The organism is Microbacterium sp. CR_7, from assembly GCF_041954755.1.
In the GTDB taxonomy this organism is placed as follows: domain Bacteria; phylum Actinomycetota; class Actinomycetes; order Actinomycetales; family Microbacteriaceae; genus Microbacterium.
In genome coordinates, this window is record NZ_JAVAYF010000005.1 from 216,916 (window position 1) to 233,668 (window position 16,753).

13 protein-coding genes are annotated in these 16,753 nt (G+C 72.1%); 7 read left to right on the forward strand and 6 right to left on the reverse strand.

What is annotated here, in order from left to right; genetic code table 11:
• Positions 1 to 72 precede the first annotated feature (72 nt).
• The 3 genes from galE to galT all read right to left on the reverse strand — a co-directional run bounded on the left by galE (position 73) and on the right by galT (position 3,546).
• On the reverse strand, positions 73 to 1,050 hold the full coding sequence (gene galE, locus RAC81_RS12860) for a UDP-glucose 4-epimerase GalE (RefSeq protein WP_375082721.1): 978 nt from the start codon (positions 1,048 to 1,050) through the stop codon (positions 73 to 75).
• Between the two features lie 115 nt (positions 1,051 to 1,165).
• Positions 1,166 to 2,365 carry a galactokinase gene (gene galK, locus RAC81_RS12865; RefSeq protein ID WP_375082722.1) on the reverse strand — a complete coding sequence of 400 codons (1,200 nt, stop codon included), beginning with the start codon at positions 2,363 to 2,365 and terminating at the stop codon, positions 1,166 to 1,168.
• Positions 2,362 to 3,546 (reverse strand): galactose-1-phosphate uridylyltransferase, encoded by a 1,185-nt coding sequence (gene galT / locus RAC81_RS12870; RefSeq protein WP_375082723.1) that lies wholly within the window; start codon positions 3,544 to 3,546, stop codon positions 2,362 to 2,364. The genes galK and galT overlap by 4 nt, the downstream gene beginning before the upstream one ends.
• Positions 3,547 to 3,614: 68 nt before the next feature.
• Between galT and RAC81_RS12875 the strand changes: the two genes are divergently transcribed.
• The 6 genes from RAC81_RS12875 to RAC81_RS12900 all read left to right on the forward strand — a co-directional run bounded on the left by RAC81_RS12875 (position 3,615) and on the right by RAC81_RS12900 (position 10,250).
• Entirely contained in the window at positions 3,615 to 4,577 is a 963-nt protein-coding gene (locus RAC81_RS12875; protein ID WP_375082724.1) for a LacI family DNA-binding transcriptional regulator, read from the forward strand.
• Between the two features lie 155 nt (positions 4,578 to 4,732).
• On the forward strand, positions 4,733 to 5,896 hold the full coding sequence (locus RAC81_RS12880) for a Gfo/Idh/MocA family protein (protein ID WP_375082725.1): 1,164 nt from the start codon (positions 4,733 to 4,735) through the stop codon (positions 5,894 to 5,896).
• The gene (locus RAC81_RS12885; protein ID WP_375082726.1) at positions 5,893 to 7,068 is read left to right on the forward strand and encodes a dihydrodipicolinate synthase family protein; all 1,176 of its coding nucleotides are present in this window, start codon (positions 5,893 to 5,895) and stop codon (positions 7,066 to 7,068) included. The genes RAC81_RS12880 and RAC81_RS12885 overlap by 4 nt, the downstream gene beginning before the upstream one ends.
• Positions 7,065 to 7,928: a sugar phosphate isomerase/epimerase family protein gene (locus RAC81_RS12890; protein ID WP_375082727.1), complete on the forward strand. Its 864-nt coding sequence runs from the start codon at positions 7,065 to 7,067 to the stop codon at positions 7,926 to 7,928. Before RAC81_RS12885 ends, RAC81_RS12890 begins: the two co-directional genes overlap by 4 nt.
• A gap of 166 nt (positions 7,929 to 8,094) precedes the next feature.
• On the forward strand, positions 8,095 to 9,153 hold the full coding sequence (locus tag RAC81_RS12895; RefSeq protein WP_375082728.1) for a LacI family DNA-binding transcriptional regulator: 1,059 nt from the start codon (positions 8,095 to 8,097) through the stop codon (positions 9,151 to 9,153).
• A complete protein-coding gene (locus tag RAC81_RS12900) occupies positions 9,150 to 10,250 on the forward strand; it encodes a glycerate kinase (RefSeq protein ID WP_375082729.1) in 1,101 nt (366 codons plus the stop codon). The genes RAC81_RS12895 and RAC81_RS12900 overlap by 4 nt, the downstream gene beginning before the upstream one ends.
• A 118-nt stretch (positions 10,251 to 10,368) precedes the next feature.
• Here RAC81_RS12900 and pgm read toward each other — a convergent pair whose 3' ends face one another.
• Positions 10,369 to 12,012 (reverse strand): phosphoglucomutase (alpha-D-glucose-1,6-bisphosphate-dependent), encoded by a 1,644-nt coding sequence (pgm, locus tag RAC81_RS12905; protein ID WP_375082730.1) that lies wholly within the window; start codon positions 12,010 to 12,012, stop codon positions 10,369 to 10,371.
• 163 nt (positions 12,013 to 12,175) lie between these two features.
• Here pgm and pheA point away from each other — a divergent pair, with 163 nt between their 5' ends.
• Positions 12,176 to 13,126: a prephenate dehydratase gene (gene pheA, locus RAC81_RS12910; RefSeq protein WP_375082731.1), complete on the forward strand. Its 951-nt coding sequence runs from the start codon at positions 12,176 to 12,178 to the stop codon at positions 13,124 to 13,126.
• Here the strand turns inward: pheA and RAC81_RS12915 are convergent.
• The gene (locus tag RAC81_RS12915) at positions 13,054 to 15,204 is read right to left on the reverse strand and encodes a molybdopterin oxidoreductase family protein (protein WP_375082732.1); all 2,151 of its coding nucleotides are present in this window, start codon (positions 15,202 to 15,204) and stop codon (positions 13,054 to 13,056) included. The two genes, pheA and RAC81_RS12915, sit on opposite strands and share 73 nt — an antisense overlap.
• Positions 15,201 to 16,751 carry an FAD-dependent oxidoreductase gene (locus tag RAC81_RS12920; RefSeq protein ID WP_375082733.1) on the reverse strand — a complete coding sequence of 517 codons (1,551 nt, stop codon included), beginning with the start codon at positions 16,749 to 16,751 and terminating at the stop codon, positions 15,201 to 15,203. The genes RAC81_RS12915 and RAC81_RS12920 overlap by 4 nt, the downstream gene beginning before the upstream one ends.
• Positions 16,752 to 16,753 lie beyond the last annotated feature (2 nt).

The following is a 16,753-nucleotide window of genomic DNA, read 5'->3' on the forward strand; positions in this document are numbered from 1 at the left end:
GACCCACCCCGCTCTGACGCCTGCGCAACGGGGTGGCTCGGGCCCAGGGGGGTGGGTCGGGGTGCGGGGCGGTCAGCTCGCGCGGCGGCGTGCCTCCCAGCCCGTGCGCACCATGTCGTCGACCGAGTAGCGCATGGTCCAGTCGAGGTCGCGGGCGGCGAGCTCTCCGGTGGCGACGATGCGGTCGGGGTCGCCGGCGCGGCGCGGGCCGATCTCCGGGGTGAAGTCGATGCCGGTCACGCGGGCGACGGCATCCATGATCTGCTTCACGCTGAGGCCGTCACCGGATCCGAGGTTGTACGCCGGTTCGATCGGCTCTCCCGAGGCGAGCCGCTGGGCGGCGGCGACGTGCGCTGCGGCGATGTCTCCGACGTGCACGTAGTCGCGCACGTTCGTGCCGTCGGGAGTGTCGTAGTCGTCGCCGTTGATGCGCGGGGTCTCACCCGCGATGAGCTTCTCGAACACGATGGGGAAGAGGTTGTGCGGGCTCACGTCGTACACGGTCGGGTCGGCCGATCCGACGACGTTGAAGTAGCGCAGCGAGGTGTGCCGCAGCGGCGCATCCGAGTCGGCGGTCGCGACCGCCTGGTCGCGCAGCAGCCACTCGCCGATGAGCTTGGACTCGCCGTAGGGGCTGGCCGGCTTCTTCTCGGTGCTCTCGACGACGAGCGGCACGTCGGGGGTGCCGAACACCGCGGCCGACGAGGAGAACACGATGTTGCGCACGCCCGCCGCCTCCATCGCCTCGAGGATCACCCGGGTGCCCTCGACGTTCTGCGCGTAGGTGTGCAGCGGCCGCTGCACCGAGACGCCGGCGTACTTGAAGCCCGCGACGTGGATGACCCCCTCGGCGCCGTGCTCGCGAAGAGCGCGCTCGACGAGCTCGCGGTCGAGGATCGATCCGCGCACGAACGGAACCCCCTCGGGAACGAACGAGGTCACGCCGCTGGAGAGGTCGTCGATGACGACGGGTGAGAGCCCGGCATCCGCGAGTGCACGGACGACGTGGGCGCCGATGTAGCCGGCTCCGCCGGTGACGATCCAGGACATGTCTTCCTCTCCTGCCGCGCTCGACGCGGCCCGACCTATCTTCGCAGGCGCTTTCGAATCGCGTGAATTGCAGTTCTGAGGGGCCGCGGACTGCAATTCGCGCTATTCGAAACCGTCAGGCATCGCGTCCGGCCCCGGCGGAGGGCACGACCGTGAACACGGTCGGCTCCGCGAAACCGGATGCCGCGAACGCGGCGCGCACGGCATCCGACACTCTCGCCTCGGCGTCGGCCTCGATCAGCGCGATCGCCGCTCCGCCGAATCCGCCGCCCGTCATCCGCGCGCCGATGGCCCCCGCCGCGAGGGCGGACTCCACCGCGGTGTCGAGCTCGGGAACCGAGATCTCGAAGTCGTCGCGCATCGACGCGTGCGAGGCGACGAGCAGATCGCCGATCGCGCGGGCTCCCCGCTCCCTGAGCGTGCGGACGGTGTCGAGGACCCGCTGGTTCTCGGTCACGATGTGGCGCACGCGACGGAACGTGACGTCGTCCATGATCTCGGCCGCTCGCGGCAGGTCGTCCACCGAGACGTCGCGCAGACTGGGAACGCCCATGAGCTCGGCGCCCCTCTCGCACGACGCCCGGCGCTCGCGGTAGCCGCCCGTGGCGTGCGAGTGCGAGACGCGCGTGTCGATGACGAGGATGGCGAGTCCGGCGTCGACCACGCCCACGGGAACCGGCACCGCGTCGAGCGAGCGGCAGTCGAGGAAGATCGCGGCATCGGGCTCGCCGAGCATCGAGGCCATCTGGTCCATGATGCCGGTGGGTGCGCCGACGGCCTCGTTCTCGGCGCGGCGGCCGATGCGGGCGAGGGCCGTGCGGTCGAGTCCGGCATCCCACAGCTCGTTCAGCGCCGACGCCGTGGCGCCCTCGATCGCGGCCGACGACGACAGACCGGCGCCGACGGGCACGTCGGAGGCGAGAGCGATGTCGACGCCGAACCCGTCGGCACCCGCTTCGCGCAGCGCCCAGGCGACGCCGAGCGGGTACGCGGCCCACTCCGGGACGCGCGGCGACGATCCGGTCGGGGTGGGGAAGAGCGTGCCGAGTTCGTCGAGCGCGACCTCGACCGGTTCATCGGCGAACGTGGATGCGACGCGGATGCGGTCGTCGTCCCGCCGCGCGACCGCCGCCGCCGTGCGGTGGGGGATCGCGAAGGGCAGCACGAACCCGTCGTTGTAGTCGGTGTGCTCGCCGATGAGGTTGACGCGGCCGGGCGCCGACCAGATCCCCTCCGGTGCAGACCCGGTCAGGTCGGCCAGCAGGGAGGTCGCGCGGAGGATGGTTTCGGGGGCGGTGTTCGCTGCAGCGCTCACGCGGACACCTCCTCGATGCTCTCGATCGCCGCACGCAGCCGCGCGGCGCCCTGCTCGGGCGTCACCTCGGCGGCCCACGCCCACATCGCCGCTTCGGAGCCGGCAAGGAACTTGAGCTTGTCGGCCGCCCGGCGCGGGCTCGTCAGCTGCAGGTGCAGACGCACGGACTCACGTCCGATGTGGACCGGTGCCTGATGCCAGGCCGCGATGTACGGGGTGGGCGAGTCGTAGAGCGCGTCGACGCCGCGGAGGAGCCGCAGGTACATCGGCGCGAGTTCGTCGCGCTGCTCGGGCGTCGTGGCGGCGAAGTCGGGCACGTGCTCGTGCGGCACGAGGTGCACCTCGAGCGGCCACCGCGCGGCGAACGGGACGAACGCGGTCCAGTGCTCACCGCGCAGCACGACGCGCTCGGACTCCTGCTCGAAGGCGAGGATGCGGTCGAAGAGATCGGGGGCCGTGCGGTCGACGCTCTCGAGCAGACGGGTCGTGCGCGGGGTCACGTACGGGTACGCGTAGATCTGGCCGTGCGGGTGCGGCAGCGTCACCCCGATCGCCTCGCCCCGGTTCTCGAACGGAAACACCTGCTCGACGCCGGGCAGCGCCGACAGCGCGGCGGTGCGGTCGGCCCAGGCCTCGATGACGGTGCGGGCTCGCGTGACGGTCTGCGTCCCGAACGAGCCGGTGTGCTCGGGGCTGAAGCACACGACCTCGCATCGACCGACCGAGGTGCGGGTGCGGCCGAGGCCGAGCGCATCGAGGTCGTCGAGTCCGCGCGGCGGGTTGCTCGCGGCGGGCGCGGCGCCGACGGCCTCGGCGAGGGCGGGGCCGAACGCCGGCGAGCGGTTCTCGAAGACCGCGACGTCGTAGCGCGACGGCACCTCGGAGGGGTTGGTCGGCGTCTGGGGCGCCAGAGGGTCGGCGTCGGCGCCGGGCATCATCACGCGGTTCTGCCGGTTGGCCGCGACCGTGATCCAGTCGCCCGTCAGCACGTCGAGGCGCATCGTCGCCGTGTCGCCGCGGGCATCGAGCGCGCGCGCGTCGACTGCGCGCTCCGGGCCCAGCTCGGTATCGGGATCGTCGAAGTAGATGAGCTCTCGACCGTCGGAGAGGGTCGTGGAGCGCTTCACGACGCCGGAGGTCAGAGGCTCGGCGCGCAGGTCGGCGACGGGGGTCGTGTTCACGTGAACATGGTAGACGGGCAGCCGTGGTAACGTCAACATGGCTGATTGGGCGGCGAAAGAGGGGCCGGATGGGACGCGTGTCGATGGCGGCGGTGGCCGCGCGCGCAGGAGTCTCCGGCCAGACGGTCTCGCGCGTGGTCAACGAGAGCCCCCGCGTCGACCCGGCCACGCGCGAGCGCGTGGAGCGGGCCATGGCCGAGCTCGGGTATCGACCGCACCGCGCGGCGCGGGCTCTGCGCACGGGTCGCTCGCAGACCATCGGCCTGGTCGTCACCACGCTGGCCACGGTCGGCAACTCGCGCATGCTGCAGGCCACCGCAGAGGCGGCCGCCGAGCGCGGCTACGCCCTGACCCTCGTGACCGCTGCCGCGGGAGGGGTGGGCGAGGCGTTCGAGCGGCTCGCCGATCAGGGAGTCGACGGCGCGATCGTGCTCAACGAGGCCTCGGCTCTCCTGCCCGCCCAGCGGCCGAGCGGACTCCATCTCGTCGTGGTCGACGCGCCGGAGGAGTCCGACCTCGTCGTCGTGCACAGCGATCACGCCGGGGGAGCGGCCGCGGCGACGGCGCACCTGCTGGGGCTCGGGCACCGCACCGTGCATCACCTCGCGGGGCCTGCCGACTCCTTCGCGGCGTCCGAACGGGAGCGCGGCTGGCGCGAGGCGCTGCTCGCGGCCGGCGCCGAGATCCCCGAGACGGTGCGCGGGGACTGGTCGCCCGAGAGCGGCCACGCAGCGGCCGACGCGCTCGCCGCAGCATCCGCGGTCTTCTGCGCCAACGATCAGATGGCGCTCGGCCTGCTCCGTGCGCTGGCCGACTCCGGACGCCGCGTTCCGGATGACGTGGCGGTGATCGGCTTCGACGACGTACCGGATGCCGCGAACTACCGCCCGCCGCTCACGACGATTCGCCAGGACTTCTCGGCGCTCGCGCATCGCGCCGTCGCGCTGCTCGTCGGCGACATCGAGGGCGAGGCGGTGGAGCGGGCGTCCGTCGTGCCGACGATGCTCGTCGAGCGGTCGAGCGCGCGCTGACCCCTTTCGCGCGGCCGACAGCAGCCGCCCGATCGGCTCGGTACCACCGCGAACGAAAGCGCTTGCGTAACTCCCCGGCACCATGTCATGATCGCGGAAAGCGTTTACCCACCGCGATCGAGGTCGCGACGGCATCGACAGGAACGGAATCACTGATGGCACAGCCGACGACCCGCGAGATCGGGATCATCATGAACGGCGTCTCGGGGCGTATGGGCTACCGGCAGCACCTCGTGCGGTCGATCCTCGCGATCCGCGACGGGGGCGGCATCGAGCTGCCCGACGGATCCCGCATCACGGTCAGACCGCTCCTCGTCGGCCGCAGCGAGGCGAAGCTCGCCGAGCTCGCGGCGAAGCACGGCATCGACGACTACACGACCGATCTCGATGCCGCCCTCGCCGACCCGCAGTGGGAGATCTACGCCGACTTCCTCGTGACCAAGGCCAGGGCGTCGGCGCTGCGCAAGGCGATCGCCGCCGGCAAGGCGATCTACACCGAGAAGCCCACCGCCGAATCGCTCGACGAGGCCATCGAGCTCGCTCGTCTCGCCGACGAGGCCGGAGTGAAGACCGGCGTCGTGCACGACAAGCTCTACCTGCCCGGTCTGCAGAAGCTCAAGCGACTGATCGACTCGGGCTTCTTCGGCCGCATCCTCTCGGTGCGCGGCGAGTTCGGGTACTGGGTGTTCGAGGGCGACTGGCAGCCCGCCCAGCGTCCGAGCTGGAACTACCGCACCGAAGACGGCGGCGGCATCATCGTCGACATGTTCCCGCACTGGAACTACGTGCTCGAGAACCTTTTCGGCGAGGTCACGAGCGTGTACGCGCAGGCGGCCGTGCACATCTCCGATCGCTGGGACGAGAAGGGCGAGCACTACACCGCGACCGCCGAAGACGCGGCGTACGGCATCTTCGAGATCGAGGGCGGCATCATCGCCGAGATTAACTCCAGCTGGACCGTGCGCGTGAACCGCGATGAGCTCGTGGAGTTCCAGGTCGACGGCACGCACGGATCCGCCGTCGTCGGGCTGTTCGGCGCGAAGATCCAGCCCCGCAACGCCACGCCCAAGCCGGTGTGGAATCCCGACCTCGAAGACGGCCACGACTACGACGCCGACTGGCAGCAGGTGCCGACCAACGACGTGTTCCTCAACGGATTCCGTCAGCAGTGGCAGGAGTACCTGATCTCGTACGTCGAGGGCACGACGTACCCGTTCGACCTGCTCTCCGGCGCGCGCGGCGTGCAGTTCGCCGAGGCCGGCCTCACCTCCTCCGCCGAGGGGCGCAAGGTGCCGCTCGAGCCGCTGACGCTGCGATGAGCGCGCTCCGACTGCTCGCGCCGGACGGCTCGCTCTCCGACGCCCCGCTGCAGGACGGCGCGGGCTACGCACGACCCACCGCTCCATTGCGGAGCCGCGTCGCCTACGCCGCGGCCCACGTCGTGCCGAAGGTGCACGCCGACAACACGCCGGGCCGCCCGGCCGACATCGACTGGGACGCGACGCTCGCGTTCCGCCGCAACGTCTACTCGTGGGGGCTCGGCGTCGCCGACGCCATGGACACCGCACAGCGCAACATGGGTCTCGACCCGGCCGCGGTGCGCGAGCTCATCGCCCGCAGCGCCGAGGTCGCCCGCGAGGAGGGGGCGTCCGTCGTCGTCGGGGTCAACACCGACCACGTCGACGAGCAGCGCATCCCCCTCGACCGGGTGATCGACGCGTACAAGGAGCAGCTGCACTTCACCGAGGAGCAGGGGGCGGGCCCGGTGCTGATGGCCTCCCGTCATGTCGCACGCGCGGCCACGGATGCCGACGACTACCGCCGCGTGTACCGCGAGGTGCTGAGGAGCGCGACCGTTCCGGTCGTACTGCACTGGCTCGGTCCGGCCTTCGACCCGGAGCTCGACGGCTACTTCGGCGCGAGCGACTGGCAGACGGCATCCTCAGTGCTGCTCGACATCATCGGCGAGCACCCCGACAAGGTCGCGGGGGTGAAGATGAGCCTTCTTAACGCCGAATCCGAGATCTCGGTGCGCGAGCGCCTGCCGGAGGGCGTGCGGATGTTCACGGGCGACGACTTCAACTACGTCGGCCTCATCGGCGGTGGCGACCGCGGATACTCCGACGCCCTGCTCGGCGCGTTCGCCGCGATCACCCCGGTCGCGTCGGCCGCGATCCAGGCGCTCGACGCCGGAGACCCGCAGCGCTACCTCGACATCCTCGGCCCGACCGAGGAGCTCAGCCGCCAGGTGTTCGCCGCGCCGACGTTCTACTACAAGACCGGCGTCGCGTTCCTCGCCTGGCTCAACGGACACCAGCCGGCGTTCCAGATGGTCGGCGGCCTGCACTCCGCGCGCAGCCTCCCGCACCTCAGCCGCATCGTCGAGCTCGCCAACGCCTCGCTCGCCCTGGAGGACCCGGAGCTCGCGCGGGAGCGCTGGCACGGGATGCTGCGCCTGAACGGCGTCGACCTCGGGAAGGATCGCGCATGAGCGTCGATCCGCGCCTCAGCATCAACCAGGCGACCATCAAGCACGCCGATCTCGCGACGGCGCTGCGCGTGACGGCGGATGCCGGCATCCAGGCCATCGGCCTCTGGCGCGAGCCCGTGAACGACGTCGGCCTCGACGTCGCCGCGCGCATGCTCGCCGACTCCGGGCTGCGCTTCACGACGCACTGCCGCGGCGGGTTCTTCACTCTCCCTGATGGACCGGAGCGGGTTGCGGCCCTCGACGACAACCGTCGCGCGATCGAGGAGACGGCGACGCTCGCCGCGGCGGGCGCCGACGGGTCGACGGCCGTGCTTGTGTTGGTGGCGGGCGGCCTGCCGGAAGGCTCGCGCGACCTCATCGGGGCACGGGAACGCGTCCGCGACGCGCTCGGAGCGCTGGCGCCGGATGTCGAGGCGGCGGGCGTCACGCTGGCGATCGAGCCGCTGCATCCGATGTACGCGTCCGACCGTGCGGTCGTGTCGACGCTGGGGCAGGCGCTCGACCTCGCCGCCGACTTCGAGCCGCACGTCGTCGGGGCCGCCGTCGACACGTTCCACATCTGGTGGGACCCGCAGGTGCTCGAGCAGATCGCTCGCGCCGGACGCGAGGGTCGCATCGCGACCTATCAGGTGTGCGACTGGAAGACGCCGCTGCCGGCCGACGTGCTGCTGTCGCGGCACTATCCCGGTGAGGGAGTCATCGATTTCGGATCGCTCACGCGCGCGGTCGTCGACACCGGTTATGACCGCGACATCGAGGTCGAGATCTTCCACGCCGACGTGTGGGCCGACGACCCCGCGCGCGTCGTGCGGCGCACGGCGGAGTCGTTCGGGGCCGCGGTGTCGCCGCACCTGCCGTGACCGGGGCGGGGGCGGGGCCGGGTAGGCCCGGTCCGGGCGGGCCGGGGGCGGATGGCTGGCCGGATCCCGGATGGCTGATCGGATGCCGTCGCCCGGCCCGTCATCCGGGGAAACGCCAGCCGGATGGGCCGGACGCCGCGGCCATCCCGACCACTAGGCTCGGGGCATGACCCTGCCGGAAAGCCCTTCCCGCGTGCGCCAGCCGCGCACGTCGCGAGGCGCCGCGCCGACGCTTCACGACGTGGCGCGTGAGGCCGGGGTCTCGCTCGCCACGGCATCCCGCGTGCTCAACGGCTCGGAGCGGAAGGTCGCCGAGTCGTTCCGCGAGCGCGTCGAGCAGGCCGCGACCGCCCTCGGCTACACCGCCAACCTCTCGGCACAGGCCACCGTCCGAGGGACGTCGCCGGTCATCGCGCTGCTCGTCGCCGACATCGCCGACCCGTACTTCGGGCTCATCGCCGCCGGCGTCGCGCGCGGAGCCGACGAGCACGGCCTCGTCGTCACGATCTCGGTGACCGAGCGCGATCCGGCGCGGGAGGCGCGGATCGTGCGCGCGCTGCGCGGCCAGCGGCCGCAGGGACTCATCATCGCAGCCTCGCGGTCGACCGGCGAGGACTTCTCGGCGACCGAGGCCGAACTCGACGGGTTCGGCCGCTTCGGCAGCCGGGTCGTGACGTTCGGGGCCCGCGTCGGCGACAACCGCCTCGTCGAGATCGACAACCGATCGGGCGCCGAGGACCTCGGTCGGCGCATGGGCGCGCTCGGCTACCGTTCGGCGATCGTGGTCGGTGCGGCACCCGGCGTGCTCACGTCGGACGAGCGCGTCGCCGGCTTCACGAGCGGCTTCGAGCAGGCGGGCGGCACGGTCGACCGTGTGCTCCGCGGCGACTTCCGCCGTGAGTCGGGAGCCGAGGCGATGGCCGCTGCGCTGACCGACGGCGTCGAACCGGGCACCCTCGTGTTCGGCATGAGCGACGTGATCGCGATCGGGGCGATGTCGGCGATCCGCGCGGCCGGACGCGACGTGGGGGCCGACATCGCGGTGTGCGGCTTCGACGACGTGCCGTCGGCGACGGACGTCTCTCCCGCGCTCACCACCGTGCGGGTGCCGCTGAGCGAGATCGGCTATCAGGCCTTCCGCGCGACGGTCGACGACGACTGGCGACAGACGCCCCTGCCGCTCGAGGTCGTCGAGCGGTCGAGCACGCCGGGGGTGGCCGCATGACGCGCGTGGTGCTGGCGCCCGACAGCTTCAAGGGGACGATCACGGCGGCGGATGCCGCGGCGGCGCTCGCCGAGGGATGGGCGACCGTCGAGCCGGACGCCGACTTCGTGCACCGGCCCATGGCCGACGGAGGGGAGGGGACCGTTGCCGCCTTCGCGGCGGCCATCCCGGGGGCGTTAGGCATGCCCGTCACAGTCGACGGCCCAGCCGGATCGCCCGTCGACTCCGCGTGGCTGCTGCTGCCGCCCGAGGACGGCGCGCCGCGCGGCACCGCCGTCATCGACCTCGCGTCGACCTCGGGCATCGAACTGCTCGACGAGCTGCGTCCGTGGGACGCCGACACGAGCGGCTTCGGTCAGGCGATCGCCGCGGCTCTCGACCACGGTGTCTCGCGCGTCGTCGTCGGCATCGGTTCCAGCGCATCCACGGACGGCGGGATCGGGATGCTGACCGCACTGGGTGCGCGGTTCCTCGATGCGGCCGGCGCACCCGTCGCCCGGGGAGCCCGCGGACTCCTCGATCTCGCCTCGGTCGATCTCGGCGCACTGCGCTCCGCCCCGGACGTACGCGTGCTCACCGACGTGACCAACCCGCTCATCGGACCGCGCGGCGCGGCGGCCGTGTTCGGTCCGCAGAAGGGGCTGCTGCCCGCGGACATCGACCGGGTGGATGCCGCGCTCGCGCGTCTCGCGGAACTGCTCGGCCTCGACCCCGCACTGCCGGGGGCGGGCGCTGCAGGCGGGACGGGCGCCGCACTCGTCGCCTGGGGCGCCGTCCTCGTGCCCGGAGCCGCCGAGGTCGCGCACCTGGTCGGTGTCGAGGCCGCCATCCGCTCCGCCGACGTGGTCGTCACAGGGGAGGGTTCGTACGACGGTCAGTCCGGCGACGGGAAGGTGCCCTCGTTCATCGCCGGACTCGCAGCACCCGCGGGAGCGGCGCCGATGCTCGCGGCGGGACGCATCACGGACGACTCCGACACGTCGCTGTTCACGGCATCCGCCTCCCTCACCGAGCTCGCCGGATCGTCGGATGCCGCGCTCGCCGATCCCGCGCGCTGGCTGCGCGAGGCCGGCGCGGCTCTCGCCCGCTCTCGCTGAGCGGCGTCGTGCGTCGGGTGCCGCGTTTCGTCTCGTCGCTGCGCTCCTCGCTCAACGACCCGTCGAGGAATGCCCCGAGAGGTCGTTGAGCGAGCGGAGCGAGACGAAACGCGGTGACTCAGCCCTCCAGGGCGGCCGACACGACCGCCCTGGCCTCCTCCTGTACCTCGGCGAGGTGCTCAGGGCCGCGCAGGCTCTCGGCGTACAGCTTGTAGACGTCCTCCGTGCCCGACGGGCGGGCGGCGAACCAGGCGTGCTCGGTCTGCACCTTGAGTCCGCCGATCGCGGCGCCGTTGCCGGGCGCGTGCGAGAGCTTCGCGGTGATCTCCTCACCCGCGAGGGTCGTGGCGGCGACGGCATCCGGTGCGAGCCTGCCGAGCGTCGCCTTCTGTTCGGGGGTGGCCGGGGCGTCGACCCGCTGGTACGCCGACGAGCCGAAGGCCTCTTCGAGCTCGCGGTAGCGCTCCGACGGCGACTTGCCTGTCACGGCGATGATCTCGGCCGCGAGCAGGCAGAGCAGGATGCCGTCCTTGTCGGTCGACCACACGCTGCCGTCCTTGCGGAGGAACGACGCGCCGGCCGACTCCTCGCCGCCGAACGCGACGGTGCCGTCGAGCAGGCCGGGGACGAACCACTTGAAGCCGACCGGCACCTCGAGCAGACGGCGGCCCAGCGACTCCGCGACGCGGTCGATGATCATCGACGACACGAGCGTCTTGCCGACCGCGGCGTCGCGGGGCCACTCGGCGCGGTGCGAGAACAGGTAGTCGATCGCCACCGCGAGGTAGTGGTTGGGGTTCATGAGCCCGGCATCGGGGGTCACGATGCCGTGGCGGTCGGCATCCGCGTCGTTCCCGGTGAGCACGTCGAAGTCGCCCTTCTTGGCGACGAGCGACGCCATGGCCGAGGGCGAGGACGGATCCATGCGGATCTTCTCGTCCCAGTCGAGCGTCATGAAGCGCCACGTGGGGTCCACCTCGGGGTTGACCACGGTGAGGTCGAGGTCGTGGACCTCCTTGATGAGCGCCCAGTAGTCGACGGACGCGCCGCCGAGCGGGTCGGCGCCGATGCGGACCCCGGCGCGGCGGATCGCGTCGACGTCGATGATCGACGACAGGTCGCGCACGTAGGCGTCGCGGAAGTCGTAGCTCGGCAGGGCATCCCAGTCGATGTCGGCGAAGCGCTCGCGCTTCACGCCCTCGAGACCGTTCGCGATGAGCTCGTTCGCCCGGTCGGCGATCCATCCGGTCGCGTCGGTGTCGGCGGGGCCGCCGTGCGGAGGGTTGTACTTGAACCCGCCGTCGCGCGGCGGGTTGTGCGAAGGGGTGACGACGATGCCATCGGCGCGACCGGCGGCATCCGATGCGAGTTCGCGGTTGAACGTGAGGATCGCGTGGCTGAGTGCGGGCGTCGGCACCCAGGAATCGCGGGCGTCGACCCGCACGTCGATGCCGTTCGCGACGAGGACCTCGATGGCGCTGCGTTCGGCCGGCAGCGACAGGGCGTGCGTGTCGCGGCCGAGGAACAGCGGGCCGGTGATGCCCTGCGCCGTGCGGTAGTCGACGATCGCCTGGGTCGTGGCGAGGATGTGGTTCTCGTTGAAGCTGTTCGACAGGGAGGAGCCGCGGTGCCCACTCGTGCCGAAGACGACCCGCTCGGCCGCGACGTCGGGGTTCGGCCTCCGGTCGTAGTAGGCGGCGATCAGCTCGTCGACGTCGATCAGGTCAGTGTCCTCCGCAGGGAGGCCGGCACGGCTCGTCATGCAGACAGTCTGCCCTCAACTCGGCCGGAGTGCATCCCCGTTGACACGCCCGTCGACCCGGTGCGACCACCTCTCGGTTTTCGAATCGCGCACCTGGTCGCGTTTCCGCTCCGGAAGCAGCCATTTGCGCGATTCGAAAGCGAGTCTCGCGCCGAGGGCTAAGGTGAAACGCGTGACTGAACGCCGCACCTACAGCTATCTGGGCCCCGCCGGAACGTTCACGGAGGCGGCGCTCGACCAGGTCGCCGAGGCGCGGGGGCAGGAGTGGCGGGCCGTGCACAACGTCGGCGAGGCGCTCGCCGACGTGCTCGAGGGTCGCAGCTACGCCGCGATGATCGCGATCGAGAACTCGATCGAGGGCGGGGTCTCCACGACGCAGGACGCCCTTGCGACGCTTCCCGGGCTCCGCATCATCGGCGAGTACCTCGTGCCGGTGAACTTCGTGCTCGTCGCGCCGCGCGGGACGACGCTGGCGGACGTGCAGGTGATCGCCGCGCATCCCGTCGCCTATGCGCAGTGTCACGGCTGGCTCGGCGCGAACGTTCCGTCGCACTCGCATGTACCGGCGGCGAGCAACGTCGCGTCGGCCATCGGGGTGCTCGACGGATCGCTGCCCGCACAGGCCGCGATCGCCGCGCCCGGCATCGTGAAGCACCTCGACGTCGACGTGCTCGCGGAGGGCATCGGCGACAACGCCCAGGCCGTGACCCGCTTCGTGCTCGTCACACGGACCACCACCGCCCCCGCACCCACCGGCGCCGACAAGACCTCGCTCATCGTCGAGCTGCCCCACGACCACCCGGGTTCGCTGCTGGAGATGCTCGAGCAGTTCTCGACCCGCGGCATCAACCTGTCGCTCATCGAGTCGCGGCCCATCGGCGACGAGCTCGGACGATACCGCTTCGTCATCGACGCCGACGGGCACATCTCGCACGAGCGCATGGCCGACGCGCTGCTCGGCATCCGCCGGTTCAGCCCGCGCGTGGTCTTCCTCGGTTCGTACCCGCGCGCCGACCGTCAGATCGTGCAGTACCCGGATCGCTACGCCGACGACGTGTTCGTCGAGGCGCGCGACTGGCTCCGCGGCATCCTCTCCGGCGAGCCGGAGGCCTGAGGCTCTGGGGTACCGATCGCGCTGACCTGCACGAGCGCCCGCTTGAACTCGGGCATGGCCGAGTGCGGGTCGACCCGGTCGCTGGTGAGCAGGTTCGCGCTCGCCGCATCGGGATAGTGGAACGGCAGGAACACGGTGTCCGGTCTGATGTCGCTCGTCAGCTCGGCACGAGCCTGAACCGCGCCGCGGGAGTTCGCGAGCCGGATGCCGTCGCCCTCGCCGATGCCGTGGCGGCGCGCCGTCGACGGATGCAGCTGTGCCACAAGGGTCGGTCGCCTCTCGGTGAGCTCCGGGATGCGTCTGGTCTGCGTGCCGCTCTGATAGTGCTCGAGCAGGCGGCCGGTGATGAGCACGAGTGCGTCCCGCTCCGCCGGGTCGTGAGGACGAGCGCGGACGGCGACGAGCCGTGCGAGCCCGTCGGCGTGCGCGAACCGATCGGCGAACAACCGGGGCGTGCCGACACTGCCCGTGGGGAACGGCCAGTGCGCCTCGATGCCCAGGTCGAGCAGCGCGTGGCTGAGCCCCGAGTAATCGGCGAGCCCGCCGGCGGAGGCCCGAGCCAGTTCGTCGAAGACCTCGGCCGGCTCGAGACTCCACACGCCGGGCGCCTCGAGGCGGCGGGCGAGCTCGGCCATGATCCACAGCTCGCTGCGGGCCCCCGGCGGCGGTGCGAGGGCGCGGCGCCGCCGGAGCACGCGCCCTTCCAGATTGGTCATCGTGCCCTCCTCTTCTGCCCACTGCAGGACGGGGAGGACGACGTCGGCCATCCGCGCGGTGTCGGAGAGGAAGAAGTCCGATACGACGAGGAGGTCGAGCCGCCCGAGAGCCTCGCGCACGCTCGCGACGCTCGGCGAGGACACCACGACGTTGGACCCGTGCACGAGCAGCGCACGCACGCCGCCCGAGAGTCCGGCACCCTGCAGCAGCTCCACGGCAGGCACGCCGGGACCCGGGATGTCGTCTGGCTCGACGCCCCACACCGCGGCGACGTGTGCGCGGGCGACGGGATCCGTGATCTTGCGATAGCCGGGGAGCTGATCGGCTTTCTGCCCGTGCTCCCGGCCGCCCTGCCCGTTGCCCTGGCCCGTGAGGGTGCCGTAGCCGCATCCCGGCGTTCCGGGGAGGCCCAGCAGGAGCGACAGGTTGATCGCGGCGGTCGCGGTGTCGGTGCCGTCGACGTGCTGCTCCACGCCCCGGCCGGTGAGGATGTACGTCGAGTCGGAGCGCGCCAGCGTGCGGGCGAGCTCCCGGATGCTCCGAGCAGGCACTCCGGTGACGGTCTCGGCGCGCTCGGGCCACCACGGCGACACGGAACGGCGCAGATCGTCGACGCCGGTGGTGCGCTGGTGCACGTATCCCGCGTCGTAGAGCTCCTCGGCCAGCACGACATGGATCAGGGCGAGCAGCAGCACGAGGTCCGTGCCGGGCACGGGCTGCACGTGCATGCCGGCGCCGTCGGCGCACAGACGGGCGGTGGAGCTGCGACGCGGGTCGACGACGATGAGGCCACCCCGCGCCCGCGCGCCCTGCAGGTGCGACACGAACGGGGGCATGGTGTCGCCGACGTTCGACCCGAGCAGCAGGATGGTGTCGGCCGTGTCGAGGTCGGTGAGCGGAAAGGGGAGTCCCCGGTCGATGCCGAACGCGCGATTGGCGGCCGCCGCGGCGGAGGACATGCAGAAGCGGCCGTTGTAGTCGATCCGTGAGGTGCGCAGGGCGATGCGGGCGAACTTGCCCAGCTGGTACGCCTTCTCGTTCGTGAGCCCGCCGCCGCCGAAGACGCCGATCGCGTCCGCGCCGCTCTCGTCGGCGATGCGGCGCAGCGTCGCCGCGATGACGTCGAGAGCGACGTGCCACTCGACGGGACGCAGCTCGCCGTCGCCTCCGCGTACGAGCGGCGTGGTCAGGCGCCCCGCATCGGAGAGCAGCTCGGCCGAGGTCCAGCCCTTCTTGCAGAGTCCACCGCGGTTGGTGGGGAACTCCCGACCGGAGACCGACACCGGTGCCGTCGCGGCGTCGCTCGGCGTCAGCGTCATCGCGCACTGGAGTGCGCAGTAGGGGCAGTGCGTGTCGGTCATGCGGTGGCTCCGGCGTGCGCATGCAGCATCTCGGCGATGCGCGCCCGGCATCCGCCGCATCCCGTGCCCGCCCTGGTGCTCTGCCCGATCGCCGCGACCGATCCGCAGCCGCTGTCGATCGCCGTCTCGATCCCCTCGACCGTCACGGCGTTGCAGATGCACACCGTGGCGTCGCGGCCGGCGGGCGCGAGGGCGTCGGCATCCGGATCGTCGAGTCTCAGCAGGAGCGACCGATCGGCGGGGAGCTCGCCGCCGCGCAGGTACAGCACGCTCAACTCGGCGGCGGCGCGCGGCATCCCGACCGCCACGAACCCGGTGAGGATGCCGTCGCGCGTGGCCATCTTGACGTACGTGCCGTGCTCGGGGTCGGCCCACACGGCGATCCCCGGCGCCGACTCGCCCGCCGGGAGGGGCGCGAACGGGTCGGCCGAGACGTCTCCGGCCGAGGCGATGTCGACCAGTTCGCCCTTCAGCACCACGACTCCCGGCTGCTCGTCGGCGAGGGGTGCGGGCACCGCGGTGTCACGGTGGTCGCCGAGCTCCGCGGCGATCGACGCCGCGAGCCAGCTCGCCTGCCGCCACCCCGGCCCGACGAGGCCGGCGGGACCCCCTGGTACCCGACGCTCGTGGCGGTGGACGACAGGATCGGCCACGTGGGCGCAGTCGCCGATGGCGTGGATGCGCGGGTCCGACCAGGAACGCAGCTCGTGGTCGACGAGCACTCCGGCGTCGACGCGCAGGCCTGCGGCCTCGGCCAGCTCGGTGCGCGCGCGGACTCCGCACGAGAGCACCAGCAGGTCGCCGTGGATGCGCTTGCCATCGGAGCTCACGAGCGCCGAGAAGCGCCGGATGCCGTCGGCGCCCTCCACACCGATCACACCGGCGGCGCGCGTGTGCGGCACGAGGACGACCCCGGCCGCACCCAGAGCGGCCGAGAGGATGCTCGCCGAGCCGCGGTCGAGCTGGCGGGGCATCGGGATGGGGCCGAAGTGCGCGACAGACGGCACGGCGCCGGCGTCGGCGAGCAGCATCGCGAGCTCGATCCCGAGCACCCCCGCCCCGAGCACGACGACGCGCCCCCCGCGCTCGACGACGGCCCGAACCTGGGCGGCGTCGCTCAGGTCGCGCAGCACGCAGACACCCCCGGTGAGCCGGGTGTCGAGACCGGTGTCGTCGGGGCCGCGCGTCTCCAGACCGTCGAGGGAGGGGACGATCGGCCGCGCACCCGTCGCGAGGACGAGCCGGTCGTACCCGCACACGGTGCCGTCGGCGAGGACGACGAGTCGCGCGTCGCGGTCGATGCGTTCGACGCGGGCGCCGAGACGCAGGTCGATCCCCGCCAGCGCGGCGCCCGTGGTGAGGGTGAGCTCGGCGGCGGTGGCCTCGCCGACGGCGAGCTCGGCGAGGAGCACGCGGTTGTACGGATCGGCCGTCTCGGCGCCCAGGACGGTCACGGTCGCCCGCCCGGAGTTCACGAGCGGAAGGAGCTCCTCGGCGAAGCGGATGCCGACGGGTCCGGCGCCGACGACGACGATGCGCTCCGGCACGA